The following is a 17,408-nucleotide window of genomic DNA, read 5'->3' on the forward strand; positions in this document are numbered from 1 at the left end:
CTGGCGGCCGTAGCGCGGTGGTCCCACCTGACCCCATGCCGAACTCAGAAGTGAAACGCCGTAGCGCCGATGGTAGTGTGGGGTCTCCCCATGCGAGAGTAGGGAACTGCCAGGCATCAAATTAAGCGTGCTGATATGGCTCAGTTGGTAGAGCGCACCCTTGGTAAGGGTGAGGTCCCCAGTTCGACTCTGGGTATCAGCACCACTTTTTAGGTTAAAGTTCGGCACGTAGAAAAGAATTTGCCTGACGGCCGTAGCGCGGTGGTCCCACCTGACCCCATGCCGAACTCAGAAGTGAAACGCCGTAGCGCCAATGGTAGTGTGGGGTCTCCCCATGCGAGAGTAGGGAACTGTCAGGCATCAAATAAAGCATTAACCCCGACCGAAAGGCCGGGGTTTTTTGCTTTCAGAGATGTGCAAAACAGCATAAAAAAGGCCGCGTCCGCGGCCTTTGTCGTTTAATGGATAACCTGAGACAAGAAAGCTCGCGTTCTTTCCGATTTCGGATGGGCAAAAAACTCTTCAGGCGGTGCCTGCTCTACGATCTCTCCACGGTCCATAAAGATAACCCTGTCGGCAACGGTACGCGCAAACCCCATTTCGTGAGTCACGCACAGCATCGTCATCCCGGATTCGGCCAGGCCAATCATGGTATCCAGCACTTCCTTCACCATTTCCGGGTCAAGTGCAGACGTCGGTTCATCGAAGAGCATGATTTTAGGCTTCATGCATAACGAGCGAGCAATGGCCACACGCTGCTGCTGGCCACCGGATATTTGCCCCGGGAATTTATGCGCATGTTCAGCGATTCGTACTCGTTCGAGATAATGCATCGCCAGCGCTTCCGCTTCTTTCTTCGGCATCTTACGCACCCAAATCGGAGCCAGGGTGCAGTTCTGCAAGACCGTTAAATGTGGGAACAGGTTAAAGTGCTGAAAGACCATGCCGACTTCGGTACGGACTTTTTCTATATTGCGGAGATCGTCATTCAACTCTGTGCCGTCAACGACAATACGCCCCTGCTGATGCTCTTCAAGATGGTTAATACAGCGAATAGTCGTTGATTTCCCGGAGCCCGATGGCCCACACAGCACGATACGCTCACCCTGCTTCACATTGAGATTAATATCTTTTAAAACATGGAATTGCCCGTACCATTTGTTCACATTTTCCAATGTGATCATCGTGTCGGCAGCCTGCAGTGTCATTTTACTCATCATAATCCTTAGTGCGGCGTGCGGCCGGTGTGGAAGCGCTTCTCCAGATGCTGGCTATAGCGCGACATACTGAAACAGAAAATCCAATAGACGATAGCGGCAAAGACATAGCCTTCTGTCGACATCCCCAGCCAGGCCGGATCGACAGTGGCTTGCTGTACGCTACTAAACAGATCGAACAGGCCGATGATGATCACCAGACTGGTGTCTTTAAACAGCGCAATAATCGTGTTCACCAGCCCCGGGATCACCAACTTCAGGGCCTGAGGTAAAATCACCAATCCTTGCATTCTCCAGTAACCAAGCGCCAATGACTCTGCTGCCTCATATTGCCCTTTGGGCAGAGCCTGCAGCCCGCCACGAACCACCTCGGCCACATAGGCTGACTGGAATAAAATCACCCCGACCAATGCCCGAATCAGTTTATCGATGGTGGTGCCTTCCGGTAGAAACAGCGGCAGCATCACGGAAGACATGAACAGCACCGTGATCAGCGGTACACCTCGCCAAAATTCGATAAACATTATTGAAAGGATTCTCACAACCGGCATGCGCGATCGTCTGCCTAGTGCCAGCACAATACCCAGCGGCAGGGCGCCTGCGATGCCGACGGAAGCAATGATTAGCGTGAGGGTTAATCCGCCCCAAAGACGAGTCTCCACGCGGTCCAGCCCCAGGAATCCACCGTACATCAAGAGCCAAACGAGGAGCGGATAGGTCACGGCCCAGGCGGCGATATAGCGACCACGGTGAGGAAGCGACTTCCAGAACATTGCGGCTACGGAAAGTAACCCAATGATCAGTGCAAGGTTGATGCGCCAGCGCAATTCGTGAGGATAAAGTCCATACATAAACTGCCCGAAGCGGTCGTGGATAAAGACCCAACACGCCCCTCCCTGAGTACAGTCGGCTCTTGTCTCACCTACCCAATTCCCCTGGAAAACCGCCCAGTTCAGAAGCGGAGGGATAAGCGTCCACATCAGCCCGAGACAAAGCAGTGTGAGCAGAGTATTCAGCCAGCTGGAGAAGAGATTTTTACGCATCCAGCGCCAGATTCGTTCCGGGTGGTTAGCTGCCTGGCGGGCGTCGTGCGCCGTTAAAACTTTAGTCATCGACATTCCTTAACGCTCGACGAGGGCGATACGGCGGTTATAGACGTTCATCAGCAGCGAAATAACCAGGCTGATAAGCAAATAAACGGACATCGTGATAGCGATGGTTTCGATAGCCTGGCCCGTTTGGTTAAGCACGCTGCCGGCAAACAAAGACACCATATCCGGATAACCAATGGCTGCTGCCAGGGAAGAGTTTTTGACGATGTTCAAGTACTGGCTGGTCAACGGCGGAATGATGACTCTCAGCGCCTGGGGCACAATCACCTGGCGAAGCGTCACCTGCTTAGGCAGACCCAGGGACAAAGCCGCCTCATGCTGGCCAAAGGGGACGGACTGAATACCTGAGCGAATGATTTCCGCGATAAAGACCGAGGTGTAAACCGACAGCGCCAGCGTTAAAGCCGCCAGTTCAGGGATAAGTACAATCCCACCGCTGAAGTTGAAACCGTGCAGAGCTGGAATATCCCAGTGAAGGGCTGCCCCGAAGATCAAATGCGCCAGCAGCGGAAGCACAACGATCAACGCGATCGTCACGGGCCAGGTGCGACGAATCTGCCCGGTTCTCATTTGGTGCATTTTGTTATAGCGATACAGGCCAGCAGAAACGATCAGTGCGCACAGAATGGCAACCGCAAATGCCAGCAGACCTTCCCCCATAATCGGAGCCGGAAGAGACAGCCCGCGATTGCTCAGGTACATCAGGCCAAAGGCATCCAGAGCCTGGCGTGGGCCCGGCAGATTACGCAGCACGGCAAAGTACCAGAAGAAAATTTGCAGCAGTGGGGGGATGTTGCGAAACGTCTCTATATAAAAGGTAGAGAGTTTACGCACCAGCCAGTTATCAGAGAGGCGTGCCAGGCCCACAAAGAAGCCGATAAATGTCGCGAATACAATACAGAGAACAGACACCAGCAGGGTATTCAGCAGCCCAACAACAAAGACTTTGCCGTAGGTATCTCCCTGATCGTAGTCGACAAGATGCTGGACAATGCCGAACCCGGCGGCGCGATCGAGAAAGGCAAAACCGGAGGTAATACCGCGGCTGTCCAGGTTGGTAATGGTGTTGTGAATCAAATAAACCGCCACGCCAATAACCAAGGCGATGGCGATGATTTGATACAGCCAGGCGCGAACCGAGGGGTTAGAAAAAGATAAGTCGGCCTTCACGGCTGGGCGGTGATGACGCATAAGCAAACCTCAGTAACAGGAACATAAATCTGGGGCACCGCAATGGGCAGTGCCCTGTTCTGGTATGTCGCTTAGCGAACTGGTGGGGCGTACTGAATCCCACCGTTGTTCCACAGGTTGTTCTGGCCGCGTTTTATTTTCAGCGGGCTTTGGGCACCGACGTTACTCTCGAAAATCTCAGCGTAGTTACCGACCTGCTTCACGATGTTGTAGGCCCACTTGTTGTCCAGCTTCAGGTCTTTGCCGAAATCACCCTCTTTCCCTAACAGGTGCGCCATATCCGGCGTGGTCGGGTTGGCGGCCATCTGGTCGACGTTTTTAGAATTAATGCCCATCTCTTCGGCATTCAGCATGGCGAACAGCGTCCAGCGCACGATGGAGAACCAGTCATCGTCCCCGCGGCGTACAACGGGTCCCAGGGGTTCTTTAGAGATGACTTCTGGCAGCACAAGCCATTCTGCCGGATTGCTGAGCTTGATGCGCAGGGCGTACAACTGAGACTGATCTGAGGCCAGAGTATCGCAGCGCCCGGACTCCAGCGCTTTGGCCGACTCGTCTGAACGGTCAAAGGTGACCGGCGTGTACTTCATCTTATTGGCTTTGAAGTAGTCGGCGACGTTCAGCTCGGTGTCGGTTCCGGCCTGAATACAAACCGTGGCACCGTCGAGCTCTTTCGCGCTTTTGAGGCCGGCTTTATTGTGGGTCAGGAAGCCGATACCGTCATAGTAAGTGACGCCGGTGAACACCATCCCCATGCCCGCGTCGCGGGAAGAAGTCCAGGTGGTGTTACGGGAAAGAATATCTACCTCGCCGGACTGCAGCGCCGTAAAGCGCTCTTTTGCTGTCAGAGGCGTGTATTTGACTTTAGAAGCATCGCCGAAGACTGCCGCCGCCACGCCACGGCAAACATCCACATCGATACCGGTAAACTTGCCGCTGCCGTCAGCGTAAGAAAAGCCCGGCAGACCATCGCTGATTCCACATTGCACGAAGCCTTTCTTTTTGACGGCATCCAGCGTGGTGCCTGCATGAGCCTGATTAGCCATCGCAAACAGCGTGCCGGTAGCGACCAGAGTGGCGATCATCATCTTCTTCATAAATGCATCCTGAGTGGCAAAATTATCATTATTGGCGAAATGGCATCCGGGAGGTGCCAGATCCGTATTCGTGGCAAATGCCCGAGTCATAGTCTTTAAAGCAAAGGGGATGCCAGGTTTTTGCGGGGGCGTCTTATGAAGAAGAAGGCAGGTAGCCATGAAGGTATGGGCAAGAAAATGCGCCGAAATAGTGCAGGCCTGCAACTAACGGCGCATTTCAGAGCAAAATGATTCAGGTGTTGCAGGAAGAAGAAACAAAAAAGCGCGAGAGCCTCGCGCTTTGGTCGAGGGGGGAACTTATTTGGTGAGTGCCACGATACCCAGGGCTACGCCTGCCACTGCAGCGGTACCGGCGGCAATCGCGCCAGCGGTTTCCCAGTTATCCTGAGTGGTGCCTTTCATACAGGTATTGGTGTGCACCAGGCGCCCCTGGTCATCATAGACCGGTACGCAAGGGGAATCGGTCGCACAGCCAGCCAGAAAAGTAGTGAGCAACGCGACAGCGATGAATTTAGTCATTTTGAACCTCGGTTTTACCAAACGCCGGAACAGGGATTGCTCTCGTAGGTGCCCATAAAGGTACGAAGCTTTCACGGATGCTGCACCGGTGTGAATGTGGCTATTTTACCACTGCGACTCAGACCACAGGATCGAGGAATAATTGCAAAGCGTGTGAAGTGTAAACAAAGTGAAGGAAAGGGCGATGCAGCGATGAATGATGAGGAAAAACGTCAGATTCGGGGTGTAGAAAAGAGAAAAGGCGCTTTCCCATGCCGAGTCGCGCCTTTTCACAACACTAACTGATTAGTATCAGTTCATGCCGTATTTTTTCAGTTTCTTACGCAGCGTACCGCGGTTGATACCCATCATCAGGGCAGCGCGGGTCTGGTTGCCGCGGGTGTATTGCATCACCATGTCCAACAGTGGCTGTTCAACTTCAGCCAGTACCAGCTCATACAGGTCATTCACATCCTGACCATTCAGTTGAGCAAAATAGTTCTTCAGTGCCTGTTTAACCGAGTCACGCAGGGGCTTTTGAGTTACCTGATCCTGAGAGTTAACGGTGGAAACGGTCAGTACGTCAGAATTTACGCGTTGTTCGAACATAGTTCTGTCAGCTCTTTATTTCATTACGCAAGATTTTCGAAGTATGCCTCCAACGCCTCCAGCTGTTCGCTGGTATCCTCAATGGCGTTGAATGTGCGCCGAAACTGGTCATCTGGAGCGTGCTCCTGGAGATACCAGGAGACGTGTTTACGAGCAATTCGGTAACCTTTTACATCGCCATAAAAGCTATGCAGTTCCCGAACGTGCGAGCAAAGTAAGCGCTTCACCTCTGCCAGAGGCAAGGGGGGCAGCAGCTCTCCAGTGTCCAGATAATGCTGGATTTCCCGAAAGATCCAGGGTCTTCCCTGAGCCGCACGGCCTATCATCAGGGCATCAGCCCCCGTATAGTCAAGTACAGCTCTGGCTTTAAGCGGGTCAGTAATGTCACCATTCGCGATAATCGGAATGGAAACTTTCTGCTTAACTGCCCGAATGCTGTCGTATTCAGCATCGCCCTGGAATAAACAGGCGCGTGTGCGTCCATGAATTGTCAGAGCCTGAATCCCACAGTCTTCAGCCAGTTGGGCAATCTCTACACAGTTACGGTGCGCGGGCTCCCAGCCGGTACGAATTTTCAACGTCACAGGAACATCCACTGCCTTCACTACCGTCGTCACGATGTCCTTTACCAGACTCGGGTACTGTAGAAGCGCTGAACCTGCCAGCTTACGATTCACCTTTTTTGCCGGACAACCCATATTGATATCAATAATCTGGGCGCCATTAGCCACGTTAATTCGCGCGGCTTCTGCCATCTCTTCCGGTACGCTGCCGGCAATTTGCACGGTGCGAATACCCGGTTCATCCACATGAACCATGCGTAAACGGGACTTATCGCTCGCCCAAACTTCTGGGTTAGAGGACATCATCTCGGAAACGGTTAACCCGGCTCCCATCTCGTAGCACAGCGTCCTGAATGGTCTGTCAGTGATGCCAGCCATAGGTGCTGCGATCAGGCGATTTCTGAGCTGGTGGTGTCCGATGCGCATGAGTTAAGAAATGACCATACTGTGCCTGCAAGGCGGCGTATATTACGCATTTTTCACACGAGATGAAAGGCCAAACTTTGAACAATCCTCTGTCACAGATCAATGAAGCGGCAACAAATGCGGCGAGAATACGTAATTCATTCAATTAATCAGATGGTTAGGATTTTTCGTTTATTTCATGCTGTTTTAAATTTTCCTGAAAGTTAGCAGAAATATGCTGTCCAACAGGCTATTTTTACCAGATAAACCGCTGTTTTTGTGGTCGGTTTTGGGGTTTTTATGCGAACAAGCTCTCATTTTTACATGTGGCTTGTTCACTAAAACTGGCTGAAAACGGCACACGGCGCGATGTCCGTATGCCGTTATTTTGATCAGCCTTGCTTGCGGCCGGTGATACGGCACCACTCTTCTTTTTCCGCAACCGGGTCAAGCGTGAACTTATCGACATAAGCTTCACACACCCCTTCGGCTTGGCTTGCCAGAACGCCGGAAAGGCCAAGTAAACCGCCCTCAACAGGCAGCACGCTGATTAACGGCGCTAACTCACGCAAAGGGCCTGCCAGGATGTTAGCGACCACCACGTCGGCGCTCATGACTTCTGGCTGATCTTTCGGCAGGTAAAGCTCAAGCCGGTCAGAAACACCGTTACGCTCAGCGTTATCGCGGCTCGCCTGAATTGCCTGCGGATCGATATCGATGCCGATAGCTTTTGCGGCCCCCAGTTTAAGAGCGGCAATCGCCAGGATCCCGGAGCCGCAACCAAAGTCGATCACAGTTTTGCCCGCCAGGTCCAGGCCGTCGAGCCATTCGAGGCACAGCGAGGTGGTTGGATGGGTTCCGGTGCCAAACGCCAGACCCGGGTCGAGCATCACGTTCACGGCAGTTGCATCCGGCACATCGCGCCAGCTTGGGCAGATCCACAGGCGGTTGCCGAAGCGCATTGGGTGGAAGTTGTCCATCCATTCGCGCTCCCAGTCTTTATCTTCCAGCTGTTCCACTTTGTGGTGGAAACCCTGGCCTAACAAAGGGCAGTGCTCGAGGATAGCGACAACTTCTTCCATGTCGGTTTCCGCGTCATACAGGCCGATAACGTCGGTATCGCCCCAAAGGCGAGTTTCACCCGGCAGCGGTTCAAAGACCGGCGTATCGTGGGTGTCCTGGAAGGTGACGGAAACCGCCCCGCTTTCAATCAGCGCATCGCCTAAGCTTTCAGCGTTGCCGCCGGTGGTGTTAATTTTCAGTTGGATCCATGGCATGGCGAAACTCTTTATTTATCAGTAGTGGAAACAAGAAGGGGCTCCGGAACGGCACGACCAAAACGGTTACCTATCAGGAACGCCAGCAAGCTGAACAGGAGCGAAGGCACAATCGGGTGGAAGCCCAGAAGCTGCAGGCCAAAACTGGCGAGCACCGCGTATAGTCCGCCGCCGACAATCATGCCGCTCAGCGCGCCTGCTGCGTTCGCTTTCTCCCAATAGAGGCCCAGCACCAGCGGCCACAGGAAAACGGCCTCAAGGCCCCCGAAGGCCAGCAGATTAAGCCAGATAATCATCTCAGGTGGTCGCCAGGCGGCCAGCATCATCAGAATGCCCAGCACCAGCGTAGTGGTGGTGGAAATGCGCTTCAGGCGGCGCTCCTGATGAATTTTAGTCGGACTTGCGCTAAGCCACAGGTCTTTCACGATCGTCGCGGAGGCCTGCAGCAAGTGGGCGTTCACGTTGGACATAATGGCGGCCATTGGCGCGGCCAGGAATAACCCAGCGGCCCAGGGCGGCAGAACCTGCATCATCAGCGTAGGGATAACCAGATCCGGCACCGTCAGGCCCGGGAGTACCGCTCTGCCCAGCGCGCCAGCAAGGTGCATACCCAGCATCAGGATTGCGACCACAATGGTGCCTATGATGATGCCGCGGTGCACGGCTTTGCTGTCTTTATAAGAGATACAGCGTACCGCCGTGTGGGGCAGGCCGATCACGCCAAAACAGACCAGTACCCAGAAGGAAGCCATAAACGTTGGCGTCAGAATGTCACCCGCGCCCTGAGGGCTGACGAGTTTCGGATCGATGTGTTCTAACGTTTGTACCGCGTTGCCCAGCCCGCCAGCGGCATGAACCACGCCGACCAGCAGCACGATGGTGCCTATGAGCATTACCATGCCCTGCATGGTGTCGTTGAGCACGCTGGCGCGGAAGCCGCCGAAGGACGTATAGAGCGCGATGGTGATCCCGAAAATCAGCAGGCCAGTTTCATACTTTATCCCTGCGGCGGTTTCCAGCAGACGCGCGCCACCGATGAACTGGACGGCAATCGCGCCAACAAACGCGACCAACAGGCTAATGCTGGCAATCCAGACGACGGCCCGATTCTGGTAGCGAGCCTGGAGCATGTCATTCAGCGTGATGGCGTTATAGCGGCGTGCCAGGATAGCGAATTTCTTCCCGAGGATCCCCAGAGAAAGCCAGATCGTTGGGATCTGAATCATGGCCAGCAGCACCCAACCCAGACCGAACTTATAGGCTGCACCCGGGCCGCCGATAAACGAACTGGCGCTGATGTAGGTGGTGGTGAGCGTCATGGCCAGGACGAAGCCGCCCATCGAACGGCTGCCGAGGAAATATTCACTCAGAAAGGTGCCTGATGTGCGCTGGCGCATGGCATAAACGGAAAGACCAAAGACCGCGATCAGGTAGATAACCAGCACGGCAATCACTTCATTTTGCATGGTCATCCCCCAGAGGAATGTCGCGGAATATGTATTTCACCATCAGCCAGCAAAGCAGGATAAACAGTAGCGGCACCAGCAGGCAGGCCATCTCGAACCAGTGCGGCAAGCCGGTGATCCCCTGTGTATTGTCAGGTAAGTAAGCAGCCACTAACCATGCGGCAAGATAGAGCAAGGTCAGCCAGAGCGCCCAGCGCGCTTCTTTATGGGCCTGAACAAAACGGTTGTCCATTTTTGTCCCTTGAGTTCGCAGAAAGCGGGGATTGTAACGCATCCATCCTGTCGGAGGATAAAAAAAGAAAAAGGCCGGAAATCCGGCCTTTTGTCGACATGTTCAACGGAAACTTAGTGCTGAAGACCGAGTTTCTTCTCCAGATAGTGGATGTTGGTTCCACCGTGCTGGAAGTTTTCGTCGTTCATGATTTTGGTCTGCAGATCGATATTAGTTTTGATGCCATCGATAATCAGTTCTGCCAGGGCGTTTTTCATGCGGGCAATAGCCACTTCACGCGTTTCGCCGTAGCAGATGAGCTTCCCAATCATTGAATCGTAGTACGGCGGTACTGTGTAACCGGCGTAGATATGCGATTCCCAACGCACGCCAAAACCACCAGGCGCGTGGAAGCGCGTGATTTTGCCCGGGCTTGGCAGGAAGGTGTTCGGGTCTTCGGCGTTGATACGGCATTCCACCGCGTGGCCGGTAACGTGAACGTCTTCCTGTTTGATGGACAGCGGCTGACCGGCTGCGATACGCAGCTGCTCTTTGATCAGGTCAACGCCGGTGATCATTTCGGTAACCGGGTGTTCTACCTGAATACGGGTGTTCATTTCGATGAAATAGAACTCGCCGTTTTCGAACAGGAACTCAAAGGTACCTGCGCCGCGATAGTTAATGTCGATACAGGCTTTGGCGCAGCGGTCGCCGATGAATTTACGCAGCTCAGGCGTGATGCCCGGGGCAGGTGCTTCTTCAACGACTTTCTGGTGGCGGCGCTGCATGGAGCAGTCACGTTCAGCCAGATAGATAGCGTGCCCCTGGCCGTCGGCCAGAACCTGAATCTCGATATGGCGTGGGTTCTCGAGGTATTTCTCCATGTAAACCATGTCGTTGTTGAAAGCTGCTTTGGCTTCCGCACGGGTCATGTTGATGGATTGCTCGAGCTCCGCGTCGCTGCGCACTACGCGCATACCACGACCGCCGCCGCCGCCGGAGGCTTTGATAATCACCGGGTAGCCGATGCGTTTTGCATGGGCACGGTTTTTATCCATGTCGCCGTCCAGTGGGCCGTCAGAACCTGGTACCGTTGGTACGCCCGCTTTTTTCATCGCGGTGATCGCGGAAACTTTGTCGCCCATCAGGCGGATAGTTTCAGCTTTCGGGCCGATGAAGATAAAGCCGGAACGCTCAACCTGCTCGGCAAAGTTGGCGTTTTCTGACAGGAAGCCGTAACCCGGGTGAATCGCTACCGCGCCGGTGATTTCCGCCGCAGAGATGATTGCCGGGATGTTCAGGTAGCTTTTTACGGACGGAGCCGGGCCGATACAGACCGTCTCATCCGCCAGTAATACGTGTTTCAGATCGCGGTCCGCGCTTGAGTGCACAGCGACAGTCTTGATGCCCAGTTCTTTACAGGCACGAAGAATACGCAGTGCAATCTCGCCGCGGTTGGCGATGACAATTTTATCCAGCATGTTCGCCTCGTTACTCGATGACGACCAGCGGCTCGTCAAATTCTACCGGCTGACCATTCTCAATCAGAATTGCTTTCACCACACCGGCTTTATCTGATTCGATCTGGTTCATCATTTTCATTGCTTCAACGATGCACAGGGTGTCGCCCACGTTAACTTTCTGGCCCACTTCCACAAACGCTTTGGCATCCGGGCTAGGGGTACGGTAGAAGGTACCGACCATTGGGGAACGTACGATGTGACCACTGACTTCAGCAGCTGCAGGGGCTTCCATTGCTGGGGTTGCGGCTGGTGCAACGGCCTGAGCCAGACCCGGCTGTGGCTGCGGCTGGTACATTGGCGCAGCGTAAGCCTGTTGCATCATTGGGAAACCAGCGTTTGCCGGGGAGCGGCTGATGCGTACAGACTCTTCGCCTTCAGAAATTTCCAGTTCAGCGATGCCTGATTCTTCAACCAGCTCGATCAGTTTTTTAATCTTACGAATATCCATGAGTGGGTTCCGTACTCTTTGTTTAGATGGATTTTGACAGGCGTTTTACCGCCGTCTGTAAAGCATATGAATAGCCGTCAGCGCCTAATCCGCAGATCACGCCGATGGCCTTATCTGATAGATAGGAATGATGGCGGAACGGTTCACGCGCGTGCACATTGCTGAGGTGAATCTCGATAAACGGGATATCCACCGCCAGTAACGCATCGCGCAGCGCGACGCTGGTATGCGTGAACGCGGCCGGATTAATCAGGATAAAGTCGACAGTGTCTTTGGCCTGATGAATTCGGTCAATCAACGCATATTCGGCGTTAGATTGCAGGTGACTGAGCGTCACGCCAAGGCTGGTTGCCTCCGCCTCAAGCGTGTTAACAATTTCTGCTAACGTCTGGTGGCCGTACTTCTCCGGCTCCCGCGTGCCCAGCATGTTTAGATTAGGGCCATTCAAAAGCAAAATGTGAAATTCACCCGACATCGTGCTGCCATCTCCTGCGATTAGTAGGCAATTTACAAAATATACCTAAGTTTTCCGGTTGTCACCTTTTCGAACCGAAAATGGTCGTCAGAAAAAACCGAAGTCGCACATTATAACGATTTCGTAGCATTTGGCAGCTAAATACTGGTCTTATCAGGGAAGATGATCAACCGATATCCAGTTAAGGATACCGATCGATGTTTATTCTGCGGAGAAGCACACGCTTTTTGGCTAGCGCCACCACTGGCGAAACTTCTTGTAGCGAAGTGCAAGAAGAATGATCGCGCCCAGCGCATAAAGCAAGGGTTGAGGGGACAAAATCTTAACCGACCAGAGGAAATGAATCGGTGCGAGGATCGCGACCAGATAGACGAAGTTATGCAATTTCTGCCAGCGGGCACCCAAAAAACGCTGCGCTCGCTGGGTCGACGTCACGGCCAGGGCCAGCAGGATAATCCAGCAAATGATACCCAGCGTAAGATAAGGGCGGGAAACCAGTTCCTGGCCAAGCAGGCCAAGATTGCTGATCCCTAGCTCAAGCAGGGAATAGCTGGTGAGGTGCAGCGTCGCCCAGACGAAGCACCACACGCCCAACAGGCGGCGGGTACGAATCAATAGCGGCTGTTTAGCGTAACGCGCGAGTGGCGTGACAAGTAACGTCGCCAGCAGCAGTTTGAGCGCCATTCTGCCGGTAAAATGCTGAATGTCTTTTGCCGGGTCGGCGCTAAAAAGTCCCTGGCTTGCCGCGTAAAACAGCCAGACGAAGGGCAGGAAAGCGGCCAGATGAAGCCCCACTTTCAGCCAGGTAATCTGTTTTACCGTCAGGCGCACTCAGAAGTTCTCCTTCAGGTTCAGGCCGCGATACAGCGAGGCGACCTGGTCTGCGTAGCCGTTGAACAGCAGGGTGGGTTGGCGCTTAACGTCCAGCACGCCGCCCGAGCCAATAAAGCGTTCTGAAGCCTGTGACCAGCGAGGGTGATCAACGTGCGGGTTTACGTTGGCGTAGAAACCATATTCATTCGGTGCGGCAAGGTTCCATGTCGTAGGCGGCAGCTCGCGCACCAGTTTTATGCTGACAATCGATTTAATGCCTTTAAAACCATATTTCCACGGCACCGTAAGGCGAATCGGTGCGCCGTTTTGCGGCGGCAGAGCTTTACCATAAACGCCCACGGTTAACAGCGTGAGCGGATGCATTGCTTCATCCAGCCGCAATCCTTCTACATAAGGGTATTGCAGCCCGCCCCCGATAAACCGGTCCTTTTGGCCCGGCATCTGCTCCGGGTCATAAAGCGTTTCAAAGGCAACGTATTTTGCGTTGCTGGTGGGCTCAACCATAGCGAGCAGCTTGTGAAGCGGGAAGCCAATCCAGGGGACGGCCATCGACCATGCCTCAACGCAGCGCATACGGTAAATGCGCTCTTCCAGCGGGAAGCGCTTATAAAGGTCATCGTGATCGAGCGTCATGGGTTTAGCCACTTCGCCGCTGATTTTAATCTGCCAGGGATCGGTTTTTAGCCCGCCGGCGTTAGCGGCAGGGTCGGCCTTATCCAGGCCAAATTCATAGAAGTTGTTGTAGCCCGTGACTTTGTCTTCCGGGGTCAGGGCCAGTTTGGCCTGGTACTCTTCTGGCTTAGTGAACGTCAGCGGTTTGCCGGCAGGTGCCGGGGGGCGATCGTGACCTTTGAACCAGGACAGAATATCGGCGTTGGCTGTCTGAGGGAGTGACAGGGCGGCCGCGCTGATGCCCAGCGCTTTCAGTACCTGGCGGCGCTTCATCATAAACACGGATTCTGGCGTAACGTCGGCTTCGGTGAGCCGGGTGACCTTTTTCATGACGTTCTCCTCGTAGCGATAGCCTAAGCATGACCGAGAGAAAGCGTTCCGGCGAATATGTCACGAAAAATTGAAATTTGAGGAGCGACAGGGCGTCGCTCCTCGGGCAAGGTTTAACGCACTTTTACCAGGGTTCTGCCCTGAGCGGCGTTGTTAATGATATCGCTGGCGTACTTTGGCGCTTCTGCCAGGCCGATTTCGGTCGTTGCTTGCTGGTAGAAGGCATCCGGCAAGTCTTTCACGAGGCGTGCCCAGGCGGCCGCGCGGCGATCCGGCGGCGTCATGACGGAATCCACACCCTGCAGGCGAACATTACGCAGAATAAACGGCATGACGGTGGTTGGTAGCGCGAAGCCACCGGCTAAGCCACAGGCCGCCACGCAGCCGCCGTAGTTCATTTGCGCCAGAACTTTCGCCAGCACTTTATCGCCGACGGTATCAATGGCGCCGGCCCAGAGCTGTTTTTCCAGCGGACGGGTTTCGGCGAACTCATCGCGGCCAAGAATACGGTCGGCACCGAGGCTGCGAAGGTAATCATGCGTACTTTCGCGGCCGGATACGGCGGCCACCTTATAGCCCAGTTTGTGCAGCAGCGCGATGGCAGTGCTGCCTACGCCGCCGCTTGCGCCAGTGACGACGATTTCGCCGCTTTCTGGCGTCACACCTGCGTCTTCAAGTGCCATCACGCAGAGCATCGCGGTAAAACCGGCCGTGCCGATAATCATCGCCTTGCGCGCATCTAAACCTTCGGGCATTGCAACCAGCCAGTCACCTTTTACCCGTGCGGCTTCTGCCAGGCCACCCCAGTGGTTTTCTCCAACGCCCCAGCCGGTGAGCAGCACCGCCTGGCCCGGCTGAAAACGAGTGTCCTCACTGGTGAGCACTTTGCCAGCAAAGTCGATGCCCGGCACCATCGGGAAATTACGGATGATTTTGCCTTTGCCGGTGATGGCCAGCGCGTCTTTGTAATTCAGGCTGGAGTAATCAATCTCCACGGTGACGTTGCCTTCTGGCAACGCGTCGTGGTCGATCGTTTTTACCGCGGCCAGGGTTTGGCCTTCGGACTGTTCCAGGATTAATGCCTGCATGGGCGTTCCTCGGTCGGTAGCAATGGGAAAAAAATCTTAGCAGACTATACTCCGATACTGATGTGAAGAGCCGACCTGACGCAATAAATGCTCAGAAATTCCCGAGGGGTTTCGTTTGCCTGAGGTCGGCCTTTGCTATTTAATGCTTCCTCGTTTGGGGCCCATGATGAGTGTGGTTAATTTTCACTAACCGGAGTTAACACAGGGATGCGATTAACGACGAAACTTTCAGCCTTTATTACCCTTTTAACCGGGCTTGCGATTTTCGTTACGCTCTTTGGGTGCCTGCTAAGTTTCTATAACTCTGTTCACGACAAAACTCAGCAGCGCATTATGGCGGTTGCCACGATCGTTGATAACCAACTGGTCTCACGCTCGCCCCAGGATCTGGTGGATCACTTTAGCGAGCTGATGATACCGGTGGATATCACCGAAATTCGCCTGATGGCGGATAAAACTTACCTCTTCCAGCACGTTTTACCCGAAGGCTATCGCCCGGCAGGGACGCAATATACCTACCGCACTATTAACGTCGCGTTGATGAAGCACCCAGGTATGACGCTGCAGCTGACTTATCTCGACCCGATTGCTGTCTACTATCACGCCATGTTTACCACGACGCCATTAACTGCGGCGGTCGCTTTTATGCTGGTGGTGCTCTTCCTGGCCGGGCGCTGGCTGAGACGACAGCTTTCCGGGCAAGAGCTGCTGGAAATCAGAGCCGGAAAAATCATTAGCGGGGAGCGAGGGGCAGAAGTGCGTGGTTCCGTGCATGAATGGCCGCCGCTGGTGAGCAGCGCAATGGATGCCCTACTTTCGGACCTGCAAAGCGCCAGCGAGCAGCGAAGCCGCGTGGATACCCTCATCAGGGCATTTGCCGCCCAGGACATTAAAACCGGCCTCAATAACCGTTTGTTCTTTGATAACCAACTGGCCACGCTGCTGGAAGGCCAGGAGCAAGTCGGTGCTCACGGCGTGGTGATGATGATTCGCCTGCCTGATTTCGAGCTATTAAAAGAGACCTGGGGCAACGGCCCGGTTGAAGAATACTTATTCACTTTGGTTAACCTGCTCTCGACCTTTGTGATGCGCTACCCTGGCGCGTTATTAGCCCGCTATTTCCGCAGTGATTTTGCGGTATTGCTGCCGCACCGTACGCTGAAAGAAGCGGATGGTATTGCCAGCCAACTGCTGAATTCCGTGGATGCACTGCCGTCAACCCGTATGGTTGATCGTAGCGATATGCTGCACATTGGCATTTGCGCATGGCGCAGCGGGCAAACAAAAGAGCAGGTTATGGAGCATGCGGAAATCGCGACCCGCAATGCCGCTTTCCAGGGGGCCAACAGCTGGTCCGTCTACGACGATAAGCTCCCTGAACAGGGCCGGGGCAACGTGAAATGGCGCACTTTGCTTGAGCAGGTCCTCAAGCAGGGCGGCCCGCGCTTTTACCAGAAACCCGCGGTTGATAAACATGGGGTGGTTCACCACCGTGAAATCATGTGCCGTATCTTCGACGGTGAGCAGGAGGTGTTGTCGGCTGAATACATGCCGATGGTCAGGCAATTTGGTTTATCCGAACAATATGATCGGCAGATCGTGTCCAGGCTGTTGCCGCTGCTAAACTTCTGGCCGGAAGAAACCCTTGCCATTCAAATTACCGTTGACTCGCTGATCCGCGCCCCATTCCAGCGCTGGCTGCGTGATTCGCTGATGCAGTGCGAAAAATCGAAGCGCGCACGGATTATTTTTGAACTTGCTGAGGCAGATGTCTGTCAACACATCAGCCGATTGCAACATGTTGTAAGGTTAATCACTGCATTAGGGGCAAGGGTTGTGATTATCCAGGCGGGATTAACGGTCGTCAGCACAACTTATATAAAAGAGCTGGATGTGGAGTTAATCAAGCTGCATCCGGGTCTGGTCAGAAGCATCGGCAAGCGTACCGAAAACCAGCTTTTTGTGAAGAGCCTGGTTGAAGCCTGTAACGGGACGCGAATCCATGTTTTTGCCACAGGAGTGAGGACCCGCGGCGAGTGGCAGACGCTGATTGATAACGGGGTTGCGGGGGCGCAGGGCGATTTTATCGCCGCATCTCAGCCGCTTGACAGTAATGTGAAAAAATATTCACAAAGATACTCGGTTTAACCTGCCGTTTGCCATTATTTCACGTAGAATAACGCGCGCTGCATCTCAAGGGGGCTAGTCAGCCTGCCAGCCAGATTGTCGCAGCCGTTATGAACCGGTTTGCTGCTGTTAGCTGTTCGTTTATTCTACCGCGTTTGCCGCATTTCTGAACGCCATGTAGGAAGACGTTTCAAAAGTGTTACAGCCGTAGTGAACTGCACTATTTTTCACCGTTGCAGAACATTTTTGCGCCTTGTCGCTGTAG

The 17,408-nt window shown here is 54.1% G+C and carries 17 protein-coding genes, 1 tRNA gene and 2 rRNA genes; 4 read left to right on the top strand and 16 right to left on the bottom strand.

Annotated features, from left to right (window positions below; all coding sequences use genetic code 11):
• The 3 genes from rrf (F3J26_RS16730) (at position 1) to rrf (F3J26_RS16740) (ending at position 359) form a co-directional block, all read left to right on the top strand.
• Positions 1-115: ribosomal RNA gene (gene rrf / locus F3J26_RS16730) — 5S ribosomal RNA — on the top strand.
• 14 nt (positions 116-129) lie between these two features.
• Positions 130-205 (top strand) — tRNA-Thr (locus F3J26_RS16735).
• A 38-nt stretch (positions 206-243) separates the two neighbouring features.
• Positions 244-359 (top strand): 5S ribosomal RNA (rrf, locus tag F3J26_RS16740).
• Between the two features lie 99 nt (positions 360-458).
• On the opposite strand, the gene F3J26_RS16745 is transcribed toward rrf (F3J26_RS16740), so the two are convergent.
• From F3J26_RS16745 to acuI, 16 genes are all read right to left on the bottom strand, one after another.
• Positions 459-1,217 carry an amino acid ABC transporter ATP-binding protein gene (locus tag F3J26_RS16745; protein WP_039298264.1) on the bottom strand — a complete coding sequence of 253 codons (759 nt, stop codon included), beginning with the start codon at positions 1,215-1,217 and terminating at the stop codon, positions 459-461.
• 8 nt (positions 1,218-1,225) lie between these two features.
• Positions 1,226-2,329: an amino acid ABC transporter permease gene (locus F3J26_RS16750; protein ID WP_166994973.1), complete on the bottom strand. Its 1,104-nt coding sequence runs from the start codon at positions 2,327-2,329 to the stop codon at positions 1,226-1,228.
• A gap of 9 nt (positions 2,330-2,338) precedes the next feature.
• Positions 2,339-3,520 (bottom strand): ABC transporter permease subunit, encoded by a 1,182-nt coding sequence (locus F3J26_RS16755; protein WP_166994975.1) that lies wholly within the window; start codon positions 3,518-3,520, stop codon positions 2,339-2,341.
• 71 nt (positions 3,521-3,591) lie between these two features.
• A complete protein-coding gene (locus tag F3J26_RS16760) occupies positions 3,592-4,617 on the bottom strand; it encodes an amino acid ABC transporter substrate-binding protein (protein ID WP_008454925.1) in 1,026 nt (341 codons plus the stop codon).
• A 297-nt stretch (positions 4,618-4,914) separates the two neighbouring features.
• On the bottom strand, positions 4,915-5,136 hold the full coding sequence (locus F3J26_RS16765) for a putative periplasmic lipoprotein (RefSeq protein ID WP_039288243.1): 222 nt from the start codon (positions 5,134-5,136) through the stop codon (positions 4,915-4,917).
• A gap of 291 nt (positions 5,137-5,427) precedes the next feature.
• Positions 5,428-5,724, bottom strand: a complete 297-nt coding sequence (fis, locus tag F3J26_RS16770; protein ID WP_000462905.1) for a DNA-binding transcriptional regulator Fis — start codon at positions 5,722-5,724, stop codon at positions 5,428-5,430.
• Positions 5,725-5,747: 23 nt separating this feature from the next.
• Complete coding sequence (gene dusB, locus F3J26_RS16775; RefSeq protein WP_008454922.1) at positions 5,748-6,713, bottom strand: tRNA dihydrouridine synthase DusB; 966 nt, start codon at positions 6,711-6,713, stop codon at positions 5,748-5,750.
• A 371-nt stretch (positions 6,714-7,084) separates the two neighbouring features.
• Complete coding sequence (gene prmA / locus F3J26_RS16780) at positions 7,085-7,969, bottom strand: 50S ribosomal protein L11 methyltransferase (protein WP_166994977.1); 885 nt, start codon at positions 7,967-7,969, stop codon at positions 7,085-7,087.
• Positions 7,970-7,980: 11 nt separating this feature from the next.
• Positions 7,981-9,435 carry a sodium/pantothenate symporter gene (gene panF, locus F3J26_RS16785; protein ID WP_166994979.1) on the bottom strand — a complete coding sequence of 485 codons (1,455 nt, stop codon included), beginning with the start codon at positions 9,433-9,435 and terminating at the stop codon, positions 7,981-7,983.
• Complete coding sequence (locus F3J26_RS16790; protein ID WP_166994982.1) at positions 9,425-9,667, bottom strand: YhdT family protein; 243 nt, start codon at positions 9,665-9,667, stop codon at positions 9,425-9,427. The genes panF and F3J26_RS16790 overlap by 11 nt, the downstream gene beginning before the upstream one ends.
• Positions 9,668-9,780: 113 nt before the next feature.
• Positions 9,781-11,127, bottom strand: coding sequence for an acetyl-CoA carboxylase biotin carboxylase subunit (gene accC, locus F3J26_RS16795; RefSeq protein ID WP_008454915.1), 1,347 nt, complete (start codon positions 11,125-11,127; stop codon positions 9,781-9,783).
• 10 nt (positions 11,128-11,137) lie between these two features.
• Complete coding sequence (accB, locus tag F3J26_RS16800) at positions 11,138-11,617, bottom strand: acetyl-CoA carboxylase biotin carboxyl carrier protein (protein WP_008454913.1); 480 nt, start codon at positions 11,615-11,617, stop codon at positions 11,138-11,140.
• Positions 11,618-11,639: 22 nt separating this feature from the next.
• Positions 11,640-12,092: a type II 3-dehydroquinate dehydratase gene (aroQ, locus tag F3J26_RS16805; RefSeq protein ID WP_008454912.1), complete on the bottom strand. Its 453-nt coding sequence runs from the start codon at positions 12,090-12,092 to the stop codon at positions 11,640-11,642.
• 231 nt (positions 12,093-12,323) lie between these two features.
• Positions 12,324-12,923 (bottom strand): protein-methionine-sulfoxide reductase heme-binding subunit MsrQ, encoded by a 600-nt coding sequence (gene msrQ / locus F3J26_RS16810; RefSeq protein WP_008454910.1) that lies wholly within the window; start codon positions 12,921-12,923, stop codon positions 12,324-12,326.
• Positions 12,924-13,928 (bottom strand): protein-methionine-sulfoxide reductase catalytic subunit MsrP, encoded by a 1,005-nt coding sequence (gene msrP, locus F3J26_RS16815; RefSeq protein WP_166994984.1) that lies wholly within the window; start codon positions 13,926-13,928, stop codon positions 12,924-12,926.
• A 113-nt stretch (positions 13,929-14,041) separates the two neighbouring features.
• On the bottom strand, positions 14,042-15,016 hold the full coding sequence (gene acuI, locus F3J26_RS16820) for an acrylyl-CoA reductase (NADPH) (protein WP_166994986.1): 975 nt from the start codon (positions 15,014-15,016) through the stop codon (positions 14,042-14,044).
• 207 nt (positions 15,017-15,223) lie between these two features.
• Here acuI and csrD point away from each other — a divergent pair, with 207 nt between their 5' ends.
• On the top strand, positions 15,224-17,164 hold the full coding sequence (gene csrD / locus F3J26_RS16825) for an RNase E specificity factor CsrD (protein ID WP_166994988.1): 1,941 nt from the start codon (positions 15,224-15,226) through the stop codon (positions 17,162-17,164).
• Positions 17,165-17,408: the final 244 nt, after the last annotated feature.

This window comes from Enterobacter sp. Ap-867, from assembly GCF_011752855.1.
In the GTDB taxonomy this organism is placed as follows: domain Bacteria; phylum Pseudomonadota; class Gammaproteobacteria; order Enterobacterales; family Enterobacteriaceae; genus Cedecea.

What these genes read in the sequence shown, in the direction of transcription:
- F3J26_RS16765 (WP_039288243.1), bottom strand. Translation starts at nt 5,136, where the DNA reads ATGACTAAATTCATCGCTGTCGCGTTGCTCACTACTTTTCTGGCTGGC.
- aroQ (WP_008454912.1), bottom strand. Translation starts at nt 12,092, where the DNA reads ATGTCGGGTGAATTTCACATTTTGCTTTTGAATGGCCCTAATCTAAAC.
- F3J26_RS16790 (WP_166994982.1), bottom strand. Translation starts at nt 9,667, where the DNA reads ATGGACAACCGTTTTGTTCAGGCCCATAAAGAAGCGCGCTGGGCGCTC.
- msrP (WP_166994984.1), bottom strand. Translation starts at nt 13,928, where the DNA reads ATGAAAAAGGTCACCCGGCTCACCGAAGCCGACGTTACGCCAGAATCC.
- F3J26_RS16750 (WP_166994973.1), bottom strand. Translation starts at nt 2,329, where the DNA reads ATGACTAAAGTTTTAACGGCGCACGACGCCCGCCAGGCAGCTAACCAC.
- dusB (WP_008454922.1), bottom strand. Translation starts at nt 6,713, where the DNA reads ATGCGCATCGGACACCACCAGCTCAGAAATCGCCTGATCGCAGCACCT.
- prmA (WP_166994977.1), bottom strand. Translation starts at nt 7,969, where the DNA reads ATGCCATGGATCCAACTGAAAATTAACACCACCGGCGGCAACGCTGAA.
- F3J26_RS16755 (WP_166994975.1), bottom strand. Translation starts at nt 3,520, where the DNA reads ATGCGTCATCACCGCCCAGCCGTGAAGGCCGACTTATCTTTTTCTAAC.
- F3J26_RS16745 (WP_039298264.1), bottom strand. Translation starts at nt 1,217, where the DNA reads ATGAGTAAAATGACACTGCAGGCTGCCGACACGATGATCACATTGGAA.
- accB (WP_008454913.1), bottom strand. Translation starts at nt 11,617, where the DNA reads ATGGATATTCGTAAGATTAAAAAACTGATCGAGCTGGTTGAAGAATCA.
- csrD (WP_166994988.1), top strand. Translation starts at nt 15,224, where the DNA reads ATGCGATTAACGACGAAACTTTCAGCCTTTATTACCCTTTTAACCGGG.
- panF (WP_166994979.1), bottom strand. Translation starts at nt 9,435, where the DNA reads ATGCAAAATGAAGTGATTGCCGTGCTGGTTATCTACCTGATCGCGGTC.
- acuI (WP_166994986.1), bottom strand. Translation starts at nt 15,016, where the DNA reads ATGCAGGCATTAATCCTGGAACAGTCCGAAGGCCAAACCCTGGCCGCG.
- accC (WP_008454915.1), bottom strand. Translation starts at nt 11,127, where the DNA reads ATGCTGGATAAAATTGTCATCGCCAACCGCGGCGAGATTGCACTGCGT.
- fis (WP_000462905.1), bottom strand. Translation starts at nt 5,724, where the DNA reads ATGTTCGAACAACGCGTAAATTCTGACGTACTGACCGTTTCCACCGTT.
- F3J26_RS16760 (WP_008454925.1), bottom strand. Translation starts at nt 4,617, where the DNA reads ATGAAGAAGATGATGATCGCCACTCTGGTCGCTACCGGCACGCTGTTT.